This is a genomic window from Flavobacteriales bacterium, assembly GCA_021739695.1.
Lineage (GTDB): Bacteria > Bacteroidota > Bacteroidia > UBA10329 > UBA10329 > UBA10329.
Window position 1 is genome coordinate 88,010 of sequence record JAIPBM010000005.1, and the last position, 16,642, is coordinate 104,651.

15 protein-coding genes are annotated in these 16,642 nt (G+C 41.2%); 12 read left to right on the forward strand and 3 right to left on the reverse strand.

Annotated elements, in window-relative coordinates:
• Positions 1-27: 27 nt before the first annotated feature.
• The 10 genes from K9J17_04400 to asnB are packed head-to-tail and all read left to right on the forward strand — an operon-like array spanning position 28 to position 10,211.
• On the forward strand, positions 28-768 hold the full coding sequence (locus K9J17_04400) for a dTDP-4-amino-4,6-dideoxyglucose formyltransferase (GenBank protein ID MCF8275954.1): 741 nt from the start codon (positions 28-30) through the stop codon (positions 766-768).
• A 1-nt stretch (position 769) separates the two neighbouring features.
• Positions 770-1,408, forward strand: a complete 639-nt coding sequence (locus tag K9J17_04405) for a hypothetical protein (GenBank protein MCF8275955.1) — start codon at positions 770-772, stop codon at positions 1,406-1,408.
• A 35-nt stretch (positions 1,409-1,443) separates the two neighbouring features.
• Positions 1,444-2,394 (forward strand): glycosyltransferase, encoded by a 951-nt coding sequence (locus K9J17_04410; GenBank protein ID MCF8275956.1) that lies wholly within the window; start codon positions 1,444-1,446, stop codon positions 2,392-2,394.
• A gap of 13 nt (positions 2,395-2,407) precedes the next feature.
• Positions 2,408-3,259: a glycosyltransferase gene (locus tag K9J17_04415; GenBank protein MCF8275957.1), complete on the forward strand. Its 852-nt coding sequence runs from the start codon at positions 2,408-2,410 to the stop codon at positions 3,257-3,259.
• The gene (locus K9J17_04420; GenBank protein ID MCF8275958.1) at positions 3,235-4,290 is read left to right on the forward strand and encodes a glycosyltransferase; all 1,056 of its coding nucleotides are present in this window, start codon (positions 3,235-3,237) and stop codon (positions 4,288-4,290) included. Before K9J17_04415 ends, K9J17_04420 begins: the two co-directional genes overlap by 25 nt.
• A complete protein-coding gene (locus K9J17_04425) occupies positions 4,280-5,314 on the forward strand; it encodes a glycosyltransferase (GenBank protein ID MCF8275959.1) in 1,035 nt (344 codons plus the stop codon). The genes K9J17_04420 and K9J17_04425 overlap by 11 nt, the downstream gene beginning before the upstream one ends.
• Positions 5,311-6,228 (forward strand): glycosyltransferase, encoded by a 918-nt coding sequence (locus K9J17_04430; protein MCF8275960.1) that lies wholly within the window; start codon positions 5,311-5,313, stop codon positions 6,226-6,228. The genes K9J17_04425 and K9J17_04430 overlap by 4 nt, the downstream gene beginning before the upstream one ends.
• 25 nt (positions 6,229-6,253) lie before the next feature.
• The gene (locus K9J17_04435) at positions 6,254-7,216 is read left to right on the forward strand and encodes a hypothetical protein (protein MCF8275961.1); all 963 of its coding nucleotides are present in this window, start codon (positions 6,254-6,256) and stop codon (positions 7,214-7,216) included.
• Positions 7,217-7,229: 13 nt separating this feature from the next.
• On the forward strand, positions 7,230-8,369 hold the full coding sequence (locus K9J17_04440) for a glycosyltransferase (GenBank protein MCF8275962.1): 1,140 nt from the start codon (positions 7,230-7,232) through the stop codon (positions 8,367-8,369).
• A 3-nt stretch (positions 8,370-8,372) separates the two neighbouring features.
• A complete protein-coding gene (gene asnB / locus K9J17_04445; GenBank protein ID MCF8275963.1) occupies positions 8,373-10,211 on the forward strand; it encodes an asparagine synthase (glutamine-hydrolyzing) in 1,839 nt (612 codons plus the stop codon).
• Here asnB and K9J17_04450 read toward each other — a convergent pair whose 3' ends face one another.
• Both K9J17_04450 and K9J17_04455 read right to left on the reverse strand, forming a co-directional pair.
• Positions 10,212-11,264 (reverse strand): glycosyltransferase family 2 protein, encoded by a 1,053-nt coding sequence (locus tag K9J17_04450; protein ID MCF8275964.1) that lies wholly within the window; start codon positions 11,262-11,264, stop codon positions 10,212-10,214.
• Entirely contained in the window at positions 11,261-12,328 is a 1,068-nt protein-coding gene (locus tag K9J17_04455; GenBank protein MCF8275965.1) for a CapA family protein, read from the reverse strand. The genes K9J17_04450 and K9J17_04455 overlap by 4 nt, the downstream gene beginning before the upstream one ends.
• Before the next feature lie 53 nt (positions 12,329-12,381).
• Between K9J17_04455 and K9J17_04460 the strand changes: the two genes are divergently transcribed.
• Together K9J17_04460 and K9J17_04465 are read left to right on the forward strand one after the other, a co-directional pair.
• Entirely contained in the window at positions 12,382-14,160 is a 1,779-nt protein-coding gene (locus K9J17_04460) for a hypothetical protein (GenBank protein ID MCF8275966.1), read from the forward strand.
• A gap of 1 nt (position 14,161) precedes the next feature.
• Positions 14,162-15,313: a glycosyltransferase gene (locus K9J17_04465; GenBank protein MCF8275967.1), complete on the forward strand. Its 1,152-nt coding sequence runs from the start codon at positions 14,162-14,164 to the stop codon at positions 15,311-15,313.
• Here the strand turns inward: K9J17_04465 and K9J17_04470 are convergent.
• Positions 15,287-16,606, reverse strand: a complete 1,320-nt coding sequence (locus tag K9J17_04470) for a glycosyltransferase (GenBank protein ID MCF8275968.1) — start codon at positions 16,604-16,606, stop codon at positions 15,287-15,289. The two genes, K9J17_04465 and K9J17_04470, sit on opposite strands and share 27 nt — an antisense overlap.
• Positions 16,607-16,642: the final 36 nt, after the last annotated feature.

The following is a 16,642-nucleotide window of genomic DNA, read 5'->3' on the forward strand; positions in this document are numbered from 1 at the left end:
AAAACCCTCAATCACGTTTCGGCTTAAATGAAATTACGCGTTTTGCTCATATCAGATATTGGTTTTCAAATAGACCATTTCAGGAAACTGTTTGCCCAACATCGTTGCTTGGAATTTGCAGAACTTACCGTTCATTGTTCACCGGGAAGTGAAAAGGAATTGAATACAGTGGTACCTGCCGTATCTGCCTTAAATATCAAAGAACACGCTAATAAAATAGCGCAAAGCTTCGATCTGATAATCTCATATCATTGTCGGCAATTGTTTCCTTCCGAAATTGTCAGAACGGTTCGATGCATCAATATCCATCCTGGGTTTAATCCGTATAATAAAGGATGGTATCCGGGTGTATTTAGCATTGCCAATGGCCTACCTGCAGGCGCCACTATTCACGAGATAGATGAGAAAATTGACAATGGGCCTATCATTGCGCAAAAACGAATAGAAATCCTTCCCGAAGACACTTCTGGAACAGTATATCCAAAAATCATTGAAGCAGAATATGAGCTATTGGAAGAATGGTTTATGCCTATGCTAACGGGTAAATACACCACGTTTTTGCCAAAAGAAAAAGGCAATCTCAATTACAAGAAAGACTTTTACGCACTGCAGGAATTGGACCTCAAAGAGAAACTTACAATGAAAGATTGTATAAACAAGCTACGCGCACTAACCCATCCTCCATTTCAAAATGCGTTTTACTTAGATAAAGAAACAGGCGATAGAATTTACATATCTGTAACGTTAAACCGAAAGTCGAGCAGTTGAGATGAACAAGATGTTATGCATATTTGGTGCTGGTGGCCAGGGAAGAGAAACACTCGTTACTATCAGAGATGTTTTCGATACGAAAAATATTAAATTGGAAACGAACGTATGCTTTTTAGTTGACGACTCATTTCATGTAGATCAACAGGTCATGGGAATTGATGTTATCAAGTTCTCCGATTTCGACCCAAATAAACATACTGTGGTGGTGGCTGTATCCAACCCTTTACATAGGGAATCAATTGTAAGCAAATTTCCTCCTGAAACTGAATTCAGCACAATCATACATCCAACGTGTGTAATTGGTATGGAAGTAATTATTGGCGAGGGAACTGTTGTTATGCCCTTTACCCAGCTTACGCACAACATCAAAATTGGAAAACATGCCCATATCAACAATAACTCAAATATTGGACACGATTCCTGTATCGGAGATTATTTCACAATTGCTTCAGGCGTAAGAATTTCAGGCCACAACAATATTGGACATCGGGTGTACTTTGGACAAAACTCCTGCACAAAACAAAAAATCAGTATCTGCGATGACGTTACGGTAGGATTGGGCGCAGGAGTTATCAGTAACATACAAGAACCAGGAACATACATTGGTCTACCAGCCTCCAAAATGAGAAAATCCTGAATTCAAACAAAAGCTTTGGAAACGCCAATTTGACGATGATTAAGACGGAAGAAAATGCAGATATCACTGTGAGTGTTGCCATTATAACCTACAACCAAGAAAATTACATTTCAGAAACAATAGAAGGCATACTTGGTCAACAAACAAACTTCAGGTTCAACATTTTTATTGGTGAGGATTGTGGATCAGATGGCACATTTGACATATGCAAGCGTTACGAGCAACAAAACGATAACATACATGTACTTGGCGGTTCAAAAAATTTAGGAGTGAGTAAAAATTTTTTACGAACCTTGGATGCTTGCAATGGGGAATTCGTAGCAATATGCGAAGGGGATGATTATTGGATCGACCGTTTCAAATTGCAAAAGCAAGTCGAGACAATGCGTTCAGATGAATCGCTATCTATGGTATTTACCAATGCGAGTAAACTGATTCGTGGCGAATATTATCCATTCTACGTGAATGATTGGCCTCCCGAACATAAGTTGGATCTTAGAGGATACCTTTCCATTAAATTCCCGATTCCTACAGCCACGGCTCTTATACGAAACGAATCTGTCAAAATATTTGTTGATTTTTTCAGAAATGTCGCCCATCGGGTTTTTCATGCAGATTATCTTCTCTGGTGTATGGTTGCGCAAAGCGGGCAGATATTGTTCCTGAATCAAGATACTGCAGTATACAGAGAACATTCAAGCAGCATTTTGCGATCTACCCCAAGTAAGATAATGCTACAGCGTGGACTTGAATTAGACCACATTCTTGCGAAACTTCTTGGAGATGAGTTTAAACTTCGTTTTCTAGGCAACAATTGGTGGAATTATCTCGAACTATCTTTCATAGAAATTGAGTCAAGAAATTGGCTTTGGTCCATCGTTTATCTGTATAAGGCAATATGGAATTCTCTTGTATACCGCACTATAAGCCCATGGAGGCTGGTTAAAGATTACCTATTCCGTGTAAAGAGACGAATAACAAATTAGACGTATCAGATAAATGAATCAACCTCCACTGGTTAGCATATGCATAATCACTTACAACCAAGTAAATTACATAAGGCAAGCTATTGAAAGTGCCTTGATGCAGGAAGGTATGCTGAACGTTGAAGTTGTTATTTCTGACGATCGATCTACCGATGGTACTGATACTATTGCACAGCAATATGCCGAAGAGCATGAGAAGATCAGTTTCATTCAGCCAGAAAAAAACCTTGGAGTGTGCGGCAATTGGGCGCATGCCATCCAAGCTTGCTCAGGAAAGTATATTGCATTGCTGGAAGGTGATGATTTCTGGACCGACCCGGTAAAATTGAAAAAACAGGTAGCGTTACTTGAAAAGGACGCAAATATGTCTGGTTGTTTCAGCAATGCAACTGTTATTGGTCCAGAAAATGTAGTATCAGATTATCCATATGTTCCGGACGAGAAGTTTAAGAATTTAAGTAGCACCATGTTTTTTGAAAAAAATCTCAATCCTGTTCCAACTTGTACACTGGTTTTCAGGCGTTCAAATTTCATAGGGTTTCCATCTGTTTACTACAAAAGTCCCTTTGCTGATTGGATCTTGCACACATTATTGATTCAACAGGGTGATTACGTCTATTTGAATGAATCGACATCTAGCTACAGGAAACACGATGCAGGAGTTTGGTCTGGACTGAAGCAAGAAAAACAAATGCTCAATAAACTGAAAGCGCTGCATATTATTAGATCCTTGATTCGAGATGAGTTTAAAAAAGAAAACCTCAGGGCCATTCAACTACAGCTTGATGCAATGCTCTATTTTTACAGAGATAATAAACTTCGAATTAAATTTCTATCCACTTGGCTGAAGTTGAAAGCGCTTTGACACGACCGGAAGGTATTTCGGTAATCATTTGTTGTTATAATAGCGAAAATAGGATAACTCCTACCCTTGAGCATCTTTTCCTTCAAAAAATTGAGTTTGAACTGAGATGGGAAATCATCGTGGTTGATAATAATTGTACTGACAACACGAATGAATTGGCCACTTCATTATTAACATCGACAAGTCATGTTCCTTTCAAAATAGTTTCTCAGCCTATTCCAGGCCTGATGAATGCGAGAGAAATGGGCATTGAATATGCAACGTTCAACTTCCTGCTTTTTGTCGATGACGACAATAGTCTGTGCAATAATTATGTAGGATCCATTTTCACAGCTTTGTCCACCAATCCTTCATATGGGATGATAGGAGGAAAAGGAATACCAGTGATTGAAGGAAAAACACCCGATTGGTTTCCTGAACTTTCCTATTGCTTTGCGGTGGGAGATCAAGGTGTTCCAGATAATCAGAATATCATAGAAACCGAACTTCTCTATGGTGCGGGTATGGCCCTACGCTATGAAGCAATAGCGAAAATTAAAAATGCAGGATTTCAAAGCATGTTGGTTGGAAGGAAAGGTGCAAGCCTTTCTTCTGGAGAAGACAACGAAATTGCATGGGCATTAAAGATGGCTGGATATAAGATCGGATACATTTCTTCATTGACATTTAATCACCATCTACCTCAAGGAAGACTCAATTGGGCTTACATGAAAAAGCTTTTCTACCATTTTGGTCAAGCAAAACCCAGATTGGACCTATATCGAGATGCAATTGAATTGAAGCCAAGGTTAAAAAACAATCGACTTCCGTATTGGATCGACAGGGCAATTTTCCTAATTAAACAAGCATTCCCTGATCTCTTTCTGGTCGTGAGGAGTCATTTCAGCGATACCGAAGGAAACATCAAGATTTTGTTTGCCTTCGGTCGGATGGGAGAAATCATGGATCTGCTCAAAATGCGTGGTGAATACCTTAGATTCAGCGCCATCGTACATGATTTCAGACAACGATTGCACGAGAATGAAAAGTAATTCTCTTTCAAATTCAGATAAGACGTTAACCGTTCTTATGCCGGTCTATAACGCAGCGCCTTTTCTAAATCAGGCTATTGACAGCATTTTATCACAAACCTTTGAGAATTTCGATTTACTTATTATCAATGACGGATCTACGGATAAATCTGTAGAAATAATTGAATCTTATTCAGACAACAGGATAAGAATAATCCACAACCGGGAAAATATGGGGCTGATAGCTTCTCTTAACCTGGGAATGGAGCAAATAAAAACGAAATACATTGCTAGAGCAGACGCTGATGATGTGTGTCTTCCCGCCCGTTTAGAGAATCAGGTTGGATATATGGATGCACACCCTAACGTAGGTATATGTGGTACGTGGTTCGAAAATTTCGACAAGAACGGTTTACAGCTAGGTGCCCGTTATGCCAATGACAACCTGCATATCAAACTCAAACACCTGTACCAAATTCACGTTTCTCACGGAACAGCTATTTTCCGTAACTCGGTGATAAAAGACAATAACCTTAAGTTCAATCCCGAATTTGCCCATGCAGAAGATTACGACTTCTTCGACCGAATGGGGCAGGTATGTGAATTGGCTAATCTTCCTAAAGTATTATACCAAGTTCGACAGCATGAACAAAGTGTTTCAAAGACCTTCTCGACAACTCAACAAGAAAACTCTGAGCGAGTAAAAGCTCGGATTTTTCAAAGAATGGGAATAACTGTAAATTCAACTGAACTTGAACTTTACAGAACACTGCAACATCAATCCTATTATGAATTGAGACAGAATGCTGAGCAACTATTATCATTATTGAATCGAATGTTTGAGGCCAACTTGGAAAGCCAATTATTTCCCGTTGAGTTCTTTAGAAAGCATCTGTTTGCAACATGGTTTAGCTATTGCAACGCCAATTCTAATCGAAGATTCCCCGCACATCAATGGCTTAAAAAAGCTGTATTTGTGAATGGCAGTAATCTGAGTTTCACACAGCTACTCAAGCTCAGAATCAAGGAGGTGATTCGCCAATGAATAACATCAAGCCTGTCTTCTCAGTCATAATCCCCACCTACAATAGATCGCATTCGGTGGTAGAAGCCGTTGAAAGCGTACTAGCTCAAACATTCGAGGATTTTGAGCTTCTAGTCATTGATGATGGCTCTACTGATAACACGCGCGAATTGATTGGGCCTTTTGCAGAAAAAGATCTTCGAATAAAATACGTTTATCAGGAAAATGCAGAACGAAGTGCTGCCAGAAACCATGGAATCCGACTTGCCAAAGGCCAGTACATTTGCTTTCTAGACAGCGATGACCTTTATCTGCCCGATCATCTGCAACAATTTCGAAAAGCAATTGAAATCAATGAATTTCCCGTGGCAATGTTGGTTTCGAATGTTGTGTATCCCACTGAAAACAGCTTTACTGAGGTGGGACAATTTGTGACCGACACGAATGACCCCATGGAGTTAGTGGTTAAAACGCCAATCTGTTCGCAGCAGATGTGCATCCATACTCAAATTCTGAAGGAAGAGCAGTTCGATACGAACATAAGGATCGGAGAGGATCAGGAACTTTGGACTCGAATTTTAAAAAAACATACGCTCATAAAATCTAATCAGGCTACGGTTGTGATTCGAGACCTTGGTGATCGCACAATCGATTTTACCAAAATAGATAGTCACATTGCCAATCTGAACCTGAAGAAATTGCTGATAAAAGCTGACACTGATAACAGAATCAGACCTGAATGGAGACGATTCATGTTAAGCGGGGCATACTATAAATTAGCAACGGTTCATCTGCATAGAGGCGAAAAAGGAGCATTCTTTTGGAATATGTTGTGCTCGTTTGTTGTTTCGCCAACTCACTACTGGAAAGACAAAGTACTTGTCGTATTTTCCGCATTGCCTCTTCTAAATAAATTCGCAAAAGGTAAATTGTGATTCAAGTAAAGAACGCGTTGATTCAATGAAAAAAGCTGCCATTTGCATACTTATTCCTTACTACGGAAAATGGCCTTCCTATTTCAAGCTTTTTGTTGAGAGTTGTAGACCTAATCCGATTGTTGATGTGTACTTGATCTCTGACTTAAAGGTGAATTTTGAACTACCGACCAATGTCAAGCTCATTAATGTGCCTTTAGCTGATTTTGTGACCCGACTGAACCAAGTTGCTGGAATTGAAAGAACAGACATCCATCCCACCAAACTAAGCGACATTAAACCGGCTTACGGCCTAATGTTCAACGAACTTACCGAAGGCTACGATTTTTGGGGATACGGAGATATAGACATGGTTTATGGCGATCTGAGCAGATACCTTAAACCCGATGTTCTTGCCAGCAACGACCTGCTCACTTTCAGAGAAGAATGGATTCATGGTCCACTCACGATTCTAAGGAATAACGACCAGACCAAGAATCTGTTCCGACTATCTACCGATCACGTTAAGGTTTTTTCTTCTGAAAGGAATTTCTGTTTTGATGAATGTGGAAGGAAGCACGGTATTTTGCGAACTGGGATTGACCCATTGGATGTGAAAGTACCTCACGCGGAACATGACGTTCACTGCATGACCCAAGTGGTAAGAGCAGAAGAATTGGCCGGCAGACTCAACGTTTACAGGAGATATTACGCCAAGGAATCACTTCCTTTTGATGAGATCATATGGTGGGAAGGTGGAAAAATCAAAGGTGCAGGATTTGCTGAATACATTTTCTACCACTTTGTTTGGGACAAAAAGCAGAAAGAGTTCGTATTTCCAAATTGGGACAAAATTCCAAGCAGGTATTTTATTACCACCACAGGTTTTTACAAACCCGGGAATAGATTTTGGAGATTGACTCACTTTAAAAGAAAAATATCGGCCGTTTTTCAGAATCTTTTCGAAAGGGCTTCATTATCCATCAAGTATCGGCTGAAATTATCTTAACACGATTTCCAAAATGAGAATCCTTCAGGTAATTCCAACTCTTGGTCGTGGTGGAGCCGAAAGACTGGTTCTGAACATATCCGAGGCGCTTGAGAAATTAGGGCACGAAGTTCTCATCGTCATTTTTAGGCCGGAAATCGGTTATCCGGAACTTGTCGGGAATCTTAACGTTCAAGTCGTTCCAAGTCGTGTCAGTTATTCGGTATTAGGAAAAGATATTCTCGAAACTGATGAATTCGACAAACTGGTTGCGAAATACAAACCAGATGTGATTCACTCTCATTTACTAGAATCTGAATTCGTGAGCAGACGCAATCCCGCGAAAGGAGTGACTTATGTAACGCACTGGCATGGTTGCCATCCACCAACAAATCCACGCTCATTTTCGGATTATTTTAAAAAAGATACTTGGTGGAACATCAATGCTATAAGACTGCTACAGCGCGGCTATGCGAAATGCGATAACCAATTCATATGTATATCGGAATTCATTGGAAACTACGTTATGCGCGCATTGCACCCAAAGAAGGATCATTTAAAGGTGATCCTAAACGGATGCGATATAAATGAATTCATTTATGAAGGATTAGAAAAAGACAACAACACATTCACTCTACTGAGTGTGGGATCATTCCATGCTTACAAGAATCATATCTTCTTGTTGAAAGTGATGAAACACCTATCTGATAATGGAGTGAACGATTTAAGACTACAATTCTTGGGCGATGGTGCGGAAAGACAGCAACTTGAAAACTTTGTGAAATCAAACGACTTAAACAATCAGGTTGAATTTTTGGGATATGTAAAAAACCCAAACAGTTACATGAATCAGGCACATGCATTGGTTCATTCTGCTATTGACGAGCCATTTGGCTTGATTCTGTTAGAAGCCATGAGCGTTGGACTTCCAATTGTGGCGTTTAATTCTGGAGGAGTTCCAGAAATCGTTGAAAACGGAAAAACCGGATTTCTTACTGACGTGAATGACATTGATGGATTTGCAAATTCTATTCTCAAATTAAAATCAGACCCTTCATTGGTTGCCCAATTCAGCAAAGCAGGAAGAGCCTCCGTTCAGAAATTCAATATGATCGATTACGTTAAGAAAATCGAAGCGCTGTATTTTGAATTAGTCAAAACCAAACCCGTTTAATAAATGTGCGGAATCACAGGAATAATGTTGAGAGGAAATGAAGTTGTTCCGAAGGAACTTCTGCAAAAAATGACCGATTCCATGTTCCATCGTGGGCCTGACGAAGACGGCATGCACATTCACGCGAATGTTGGCATAGGTATGCGAAGGCTGAGTATTATGGACGTGGCTGGTGGAAGTCAGCCGCTTTATAGCCAAGATGCAACTGTGGCGATGGTCGGTAACGGGGAAATTTACAATTATCGCCAGCTTCAAAAAGAACTTTCGGATATGCATACATTCCGAACCACAACAGACATGGAAGTCGTGGCTCCGCTGTATCAGAAATTCGGATTGGATTTTCCGAAACACATGGAAGGCATGTTCGGGCTGGCCATTTTAGACAAATCTCAGCGCAAACTTCATTTGGTGCGAGATCAGATGGGTGTAAAACCACTGTTCTACAGCATAGTTGATGATGCCATAGTTTTCTCTTCAGATATCAATTCGATCTTGTCATCTGGAAAAATATCCACGTCCATTAATGAGAATGCCGTATCGAATTATTTCAACTATCGATTTGGCGCGCTTGGAAATGAATCGTTCTTCAATGGGATCAATGCTCTTTTTCCGGGTGAAATTCTGACGATTGATACCGAAACATTTGAAATCTCCAGTTCAACTTTTCATGATTCTGTTACGTTTTCAAATGATGACCTACTTAAGTCCAGCGAAGCTGAACTGATTGATGAACTTGACAAAAGGTTACGTGCTTCTGTAAGCAAGCGACTTATGGCTGATGTGCCTCTTGGCACACTGCTTAGCTCTGGTATTGACTCAACGCTGCTTACCGCCATCGCAAACGACATCAACAGTAATAAGGTTGATGCATTTACCATCTCATATGCGGAACAAGAATATGACGAAAGTCTAGACGCCAAAGAATCAGCAGATCATCTGGGAATCAAATGGCATCCGTATTCAGTAAGCAACCAAGAATACACTTCGCTAATTGTTGAGGGAATAAGGAAAAACGAGGCTCCGATCACTCATCCGAATTCGCTTTCAGTGCATTTGATCACCAAAATTGCTCGCGAAAATGGATACAAGGTTTTATTGAGCGGAGAAGGTGCCGATGAACTTTTTGCAGGCTACGGACGCACTACCAATCTTTTTCATTTAGAACAGATCAGGAAAAAGTATCCTGATCTGCTACTGAAGTTCTTATCAAGCACGGGATTGAAGTTTGACAGACGGGAAGCAGCGATTCTAAAGGCTTTATCCAATAAGAATTCGACCAACCTTCTTTCCGAATATTTCAGCGTGGTTGATCAGGATTTCGTTGAGAAACACGCTATTCCAGAATTTATGCGAAAGCTGGGTAAGCAGTTGGATTTCAATCAGTTGTTTAACCATATTCTTCAAGCAGAACAACGGTCGTACTTGCAAGAACTGCTGCTGAGACAGGATAAAATGAGCATGTGGTCGAGTATGGAGGTTCGAGTTCCTTTTGTTGGCGACCCAAATATGGTTTCGTTTGCCAATCAGGTACCGATTGAGCTCAAATTGAAGGATGGCGTGAACAAGTATTTGCTCAGAAAAGTAGCCGAGAAATATTTACCTAAGCATATATGTTACCGTAAAAAGCGTGGTTTTGGATCCCCTATTGGAGAATGGCTCCGTCAGAATAATCAATTGAAAGACCTTGCTTATTCTCTGACATCAAGCGAATACATGGATTCTAAACAGCGTGCTTATTATGAAAAAACACTTAACGCCCACGTTAATAATAAGACCGATAATTATGAGATCATCTGGAAAATGATGAACTACCTTATTTTCCGTCAGGAATACAAATTCTGATCAGCGGAGCACTTTTTGTTCCCACTCAAGATCTGCTTGAGTAGGATGATATTCCAGCATCTCCGTATCCGATCTATCCAACCGAATGTATGGTACACAATCTTTCTGAATGATTCGGTAGTGCTGTGTATCACTATTCATTTCATCCTTAAGCACATCAGGATATTCTCCAAACAACTCCTTTTGTACCGGTCGTAACCTGAAACAATCCATTCTTGAAAAACGCCATTTCAAGGCTTTCTTATCATTCGTGCCAAATTCCTTTATGCACCAATCTTCTTGATACTGCTTAAAGTCTTCCACCTCGGCAGGTCGGTTGTTGTCTGAGTACGAATTGTATAGCTCTCGCCACTCAAAATATTGCCGTCTGTAAATCATATTCTCATCAGACTTCAAGCCTTCGCAATGGAAGTAGAAATGCCGATGATCTTTAACAATGGCGTAATAAAAAGGCACTCGAATCACATCAAACTTGCCGTATTCAACATACTTGATATCTCTACCAAAACGCAACAAAATCGGCTCACCAGGATCCATTGCTAATGCATGGCGCGTGTGATGGAAATCGCCACGCAAGTTTGTTCGTGGCAACTGAATGGTCCGTGGTCTATCATCTTTTATCAATTCACGGATCTGCGTCATGCTATTTTCACCCGAAGTGCGGCAGACCATGTCAGCATCCCAACGCAGATGCCATTTGTAGCGAGTTTGCCTCAGCCCTGCATTTCGGCAATCTCCCAATAATGCTCCAGGCATCTCAAGTACATCAACCTCAATTCGGCCTTCATTTTCTTCTTTGAAGTCCTTCATTATCTGAAGCGTTGCATCATCAGAACCATTATCCACAAGCACGACCTGATCGACAACTCTTACCAAACTCTTTAAACAGAAAGGCAGTATATACTCTTCATTTCTGGCACTGACAACAGCTGTAATACCGTCCTTAAGGATCTCGCCATTCCAGCCTCTATCCCACGACCGCTCCCATCGGTAATAACCATGATAAAGAATCACAGCCAAGACCTTTCTTACTACAGTTTTGAGTTGATTCATTTGCCTGTGAAAATCTTTAAGAGCTTTTTCAAAGCCACCTGAGCTACGGTAATATTGTTCAGCTGCGCATGATAATAAATCGGTTCAACTCTGCGCAGTGCCCAATAGTAGACCGGATATCCACCTGGAACTTTACGCACGATTCGAAACAGAAAATTCCACCACCGGTATGTCGCATTCAGTTCTGTGCGGAAGACAATTGTGTTATCCACATTTGCAATGGCTTCTACAGAGTGTGCTACGCTGCCATCTTCAAAAAATTCGAGCGCAACTATTCCACTCTTCTTACCACTATTTCGAACGTAGTAAATTCCTCCATCGCAGTGAATATCTGCAAAGCAAAAATTACCGAGACTGTAATAAACAGGCTTGCCGTTAATTACTTCGCTCACTTGAAACGTATGAGTATGACAACCGATCAACGCGTCTGCCCCAGCATCAATAATGGCTTTGGCTTGGGCTAGTTGTTCTTGATGAGGAAAATATCCATAATCAGTTTTGCCGCCCCAATGCATGAGCGCAACTACCCTGTCAACATTAGGTCTAAGGTCTTTGATGGCTGAGACAATCTTGTCGAGATCAAAAAAATTCGTGTAAACATCAGCATCCTCAGGCAAGCTGGGGTGCGTATCCGGATGGACAAAATTGACAAATCCAACCTTCCATCCGCCCACTTCCAGAATAGCAGGTTCCCCTGCCTTTTCTCGATCAACATTTGAACCAACATAGGCAATTCCCAATTCGGTCAATTTGTTAACCGTGTTTACGAATCCCTCGTTAAGATTATCATAGAAATGATTGGTGGCCAAGGTTACAAGTCCAAGGTTCAGATTTTTCAGTTCATTTAACGCCTCTAAAGATGTTCCGATTCGTGGCGTTTTCTTCATGTTCTGTGCTGCCCCAAAAGCCACCACTTCCAAATTACCGACTACAAGATCCGCGTCTTTCAAAGTCGATTTCACTTCGTTGAATGGATCTTCGGCCTGTTCAATACGTTTCTGAAAATCATCGTTGAAGGCTACATCGCCAACAAACTTGATCTGTATTGATTGCCTCCTTTTCATGTGCCTGCCCAATACTAAAGATTAATTGCGAATTTTAGCCACAACGCACGTTCATGTTACTCGGAACAGTAAAAAATTCAAGTCGATTTTTAGCGGAAAATGAAGATGGTTTCCAATCATTTCCGTTTGGAGAAATGATCCTTGTTGTGAAGGATTTCGGTCGCGGTTCGCGGGGTCTGTTTGAACAGCATGCTGACCGATTCACCTTTACATCCGAAACACCTTATTTAAGAACAGAATCAGGCTATAGAAAACTTGAAAAGGCAGAAGAGAGTCTAAGTCAGACCGTTCCGAAAGCAGAGAACAATTTTGCGGCATTTGAAGTGAGCAAAACTGTTTCGGGCTGGTCTGCATTCGCTTCTTCGGCACGCATTACACGAGCACGAATTTATTTCTTGTTCGTGGATGGTGGAATTCTGTGGTCGGATGATCTGAGAGAGCTTATTCCCTACTCCACTCGAGAAATGAACCCGATGGGCGCATTTTCTATTCTGAAATATGGAGACGTTCCTGAATACATCACGGTTGTCAAAGGCATTCATTGTATTCCGGTCGGACAAGAGTTGAAATTCGGCCCAACGGAATTTGATACATGGTTGAAGCAAGGAGAAATTCCACGTTCGGCATTTGAATTTTTCTTCAAGCTAGATTTTCCGATGGACGGTGGCGACATTCCAAAAACGGAAAAACTGTTGGATGCAGAATTTGAATTCGTGGCAAGTTTGAACCCGATCGTTCCCATTTCGGGCGGTGTTGATAGCACGCTGGCGAATTGCCTTATTGATAAGTTCATCGACAAACCATATCCAGCGTATTACATCCAATTTGGGAAAGACGACCCAGAAGTGAAATTCGCGCAAGAAGCCGCCAAGGCTTCAAAAGCAGAACTGGAAATTGCGCTCTTCACTCCAGAAGACACGATTCCTAGTTTTGAATATCAGAACGAACACGCCATTCAGCCAATTGGCGAAAGTTCCACGATTTCCACCGCGTATCATTTTAGAAACCAGAAGCACGCTGGGCATAAGATCATTGATGGAACCTTGGCCGATGGTTGCTACGGTTCTACTAATTACAATCGGAATGTGATTGGCGATATTCCCGAACGTCCGCAATGGCAACAGCGTTTGAACGAATGGATCGCTGCGCAACTCCAAAGCAGAAAACTGCCTGGTTTTGAGCGATTTCACCCTCGCGACAGCTATATCAACGATCCATATCTGCAATTCATGGATGTGTATCTCGGTCCATTCGGAAACATGTGGCTGAAAGATTCGAAGAAGCATTCAGAAAATCTCTTGCCGCTTTGGCAGTACTACTACGATTACTTGAAAGCCGAAAAATCGAATCAGGACGATTGGATGAAATACAGCGTTTTCAAAATGGTGAATTACGCTTGCAAGAACAATACGGCAAAGAGTTACGATAACTCGCAGCCTGAAAATTCAGGACTTTATCCATTTACCTGGAAATCGATATTAGAAGATCAAGGACACTATTCATGGGCGGAGAAAACCTTGGAAAACACCATTAAATACCCACTCAAAAAAATACTTGACCAGTACATGAGCAAAGATTTCATCTACCGAAAAAAGGTAGGATTAAATTCTTGTTTCGAGGATTGGATTCATCTTCCATTTCTCAAAGATCATTTTTCAAAGATCATTTCCAGACCTAACGGTGTGGCCGAATATTTCCTCGGAAGCAGAAAGAATTATCTCTTAAACCTGTATTCAAAATCGGAACCAGTACACCCGAATCTCGCCCGCTTGATCATAAACATGAGCATTTTAGATGCTTGGCTGGAACGACACAACATCTCAATAAAATAGGATGACACGCGTCCTTTATATCGGAGACCCCAATAGCGTCCATGATTTCAAATGGATAAGTTGGATGAGTTCCAAACCTGAATTTGAGACTTTTCTTATTGCTCAGGAACACGAGATGTCTCTTCTCAGCAGCAATCAACGCTCATTACTTGGCGCATCCAAAATAACACTCCTTGAACCGATTAAAAGCTATTCTCTTTGGAGGTTTTGGGAGAACCAAGCTTCGCTGAAAACAATCACTGAAGCGATAGACAAGTATAAGATACATGTGGTGCATCCGCTTTTCGCCACGCCATTTTCGCTGTGGACACGGAATCTTCCCGTGCCATCGGTCATCACTTCTCGTGGTTCGGATATTCATGTGGTGTTGGCTGGTCTGGGCAAAGGTTCGTTCCTGCATCGCATCCATGGAAAATTATTGTTGCAGCAATTCAAATCAGCCTTCGAAAATGCGGCAGCAATTACCTGCACATCGCAAGGACAGTTGAATAAAATCAATTCCGTTTTCGGCACAAACCTGAAAGGCGAGATTATCCGAACAGGTGTCAACGTGGATGAGATAAATGCGCTTCAGCCAGAAGTAAATCTGCCCAATAATCTCACCGACAAACGGATCATTTTTCTGCCACGCTACATTCGTCCGATCTATCAGACCGAATTACAGATTCGAGCGTTAGCTGCCATTCCTGAAACGTTGAAACAACAGCTTGCTATTGTGCTGATTGAAGGTAAAAAGACTGATTCTGAATACGCTGATTTCATCAAGCTAGAATTAGAAAATTGCGGCATTCAGCATCACACGTTCGAATCCTTGTCTCAGCACGAAATGTGGTCGATGTTCAAACTGAGTGCGCTTACCATCATGACTCCCAAAACAGATGGAACACCCAATTCAGCATTGGAAGCCATGGCCGCAAGATGCCCGTTGATTCTGGGTTCATTCAATTATGATGAAGACCTTTTTTCTGAAGAATTCTGTGAACGGATGAAAACAGATTCGACAGAAGAACTCGCACAGCTCATTGAAAATTCTCTTTCAAACTATCCACTCGAAAAAGTAGAATGTGCGTTTGAAAATGCTTCGAAATTCGGCAACCGTCCAATTGAAATGGAACGACTTCACCAGTTATATCTGGCGCTCGCGAAGCGCTAACACCTTCGCGCAAAAATCAGGATAGTTGATGTTGGCAGAATAGAATGTGCCCCAAATATTCTTGGCCTCCATTCGTAATTTATTGTACTCATCAGTACTCATTTGTGCTGTATGAATGATCACCTCAGCCACATCTTCGGGGCTCACTTCTTGGTCCAACAGAAATCCAGTTTTACCATTGATCACAATCTCAGAAACACCGCCCACATCGGTTGCGATGGCAGGAATTCCGAACGACATAGCCTCCATAATGCTGACAGGAATTCCATCATACCTACTCAAGCTGATAAACAGATCCACCATATGCGTGGAGTAATACTCCAAAACTTTCCAATTTGGAATCCGCCCTAAAAAATGGAATTGGACATTCTCTTTCTTACCAAGCAACTTATCGCACAATTCAACTAACGCATTCTTTTCTGGACCATCACCAAAATGTGTCCATTCAATTTCCAATCCATCAATGTGCGAAAGTGCTTTTGCAATCAGATGCACGCGTTTAATCGGAATAAGATTTGAACAACTAATGAGTTTGAAACGTCTGAAATTCCGTTCGTGCGGCTCCAGTTTATCTACGGTTCGAATTCCTAATCGGCTTTGATAGATTCTGCCTTCATTGATGATGGAACTGAAGTGGCTCAGCAGGTAATTTCTCCCGTTTTCTGAAATGGCAAAAATGGCATCTACGCCATTGAAAATAGACTTTCTGAAGGGCAGATAGTGATACTGACTGCGTTCGAAATAAAGATCCCATCCATGTAATCTACAGAAAGCAGTAATGGTCGGATTCTCGTTTTTCAAGTGCGAAATCGCCAAAGCAGCATCATCTGTCCAATAGCTGTAGAGGAAAATCTCCTCATTTTTTGCAAAGTCAACTTTCGCTAGGATCTGCGCTTGCATTTTCAATGCGCGTATCCGAGAAACCAATAAGGTCTTAATTTTTCCGAGGCTCAAAGAGCCGTGAAAATCGTCTGTAATGGTGTTGAGTTCACTTCTCACTTCTGCATCGAACACCAAACGCCAAACTGAAAACAACTTTTGTAGAAAGGTTGGATCCGATTGAAGCTCAATCAGCGATACCGTTTCAGACACTTCAAATTGCTTTGTATTGTCCACTTTACCAGTTGTGCAAATGCTGATCTTGGAAAAATGATGCTTCAAAAAGTCCAATTCCACTTCGAGAAATGGCTCGCCAAATCCGTAAGGGAAATTGCTGCACACAATAACTAGATGTCGATTCGATGCACTCACATCGCTAATTACTGCATAATTGATGTATTCGAGACGGACCAAGCAAATTGAAGTGCATTGCGTATCATTGGAATCAAG

What these genes read in the sequence shown, in the direction of transcription:
- K9J17_04415 (MCF8275957.1), top strand. Translation starts at nt 2,408, where the DNA reads ATGAATCAACCTCCACTGGTTAGCATATGCATAATCACTTACAACCAA.
- K9J17_04405 (MCF8275955.1), top strand. Translation starts at nt 770, where the DNA reads ATGAACAAGATGTTATGCATATTTGGTGCTGGTGGCCAGGGAAGAGAA.
- K9J17_04430 (MCF8275960.1), top strand. Translation starts at nt 5,311, where the DNA reads ATGAATAACATCAAGCCTGTCTTCTCAGTCATAATCCCCACCTACAAT.
- K9J17_04440 (MCF8275962.1), top strand. Translation starts at nt 7,230, where the DNA reads ATGAGAATCCTTCAGGTAATTCCAACTCTTGGTCGTGGTGGAGCCGAA.
- K9J17_04455 (MCF8275965.1), bottom strand. Translation starts at nt 12,328, where the DNA reads ATGAAAAGGAGGCAATCAATACAGATCAAGTTTGTTGGCGATGTAGCC.
- K9J17_04450 (MCF8275964.1), bottom strand. Translation starts at nt 11,264, where the DNA reads ATGAATCAACTCAAAACTGTAGTAAGAAAGGTCTTGGCTGTGATTCTT.
- K9J17_04400 (MCF8275954.1), top strand. Translation starts at nt 28, where the DNA reads ATGAAATTACGCGTTTTGCTCATATCAGATATTGGTTTTCAAATAGAC.
- K9J17_04425 (MCF8275959.1), top strand. Translation starts at nt 4,280, where the DNA reads ATGAAAAGTAATTCTCTTTCAAATTCAGATAAGACGTTAACCGTTCTT.
- asnB (MCF8275963.1), top strand. Translation starts at nt 8,373, where the DNA reads ATGTGCGGAATCACAGGAATAATGTTGAGAGGAAATGAAGTTGTTCCG.
- K9J17_04435 (MCF8275961.1), top strand. Translation starts at nt 6,254, where the DNA reads ATGAAAAAAGCTGCCATTTGCATACTTATTCCTTACTACGGAAAATGG.
- K9J17_04410 (MCF8275956.1), top strand. Translation starts at nt 1,444, where the DNA reads ATGATTAAGACGGAAGAAAATGCAGATATCACTGTGAGTGTTGCCATT.
- K9J17_04465 (MCF8275967.1), top strand. Translation starts at nt 14,162, where the DNA reads ATGACACGCGTCCTTTATATCGGAGACCCCAATAGCGTCCATGATTTC.
- K9J17_04460 (MCF8275966.1), top strand. Translation starts at nt 12,382, where the DNA reads ATGTTACTCGGAACAGTAAAAAATTCAAGTCGATTTTTAGCGGAAAAT.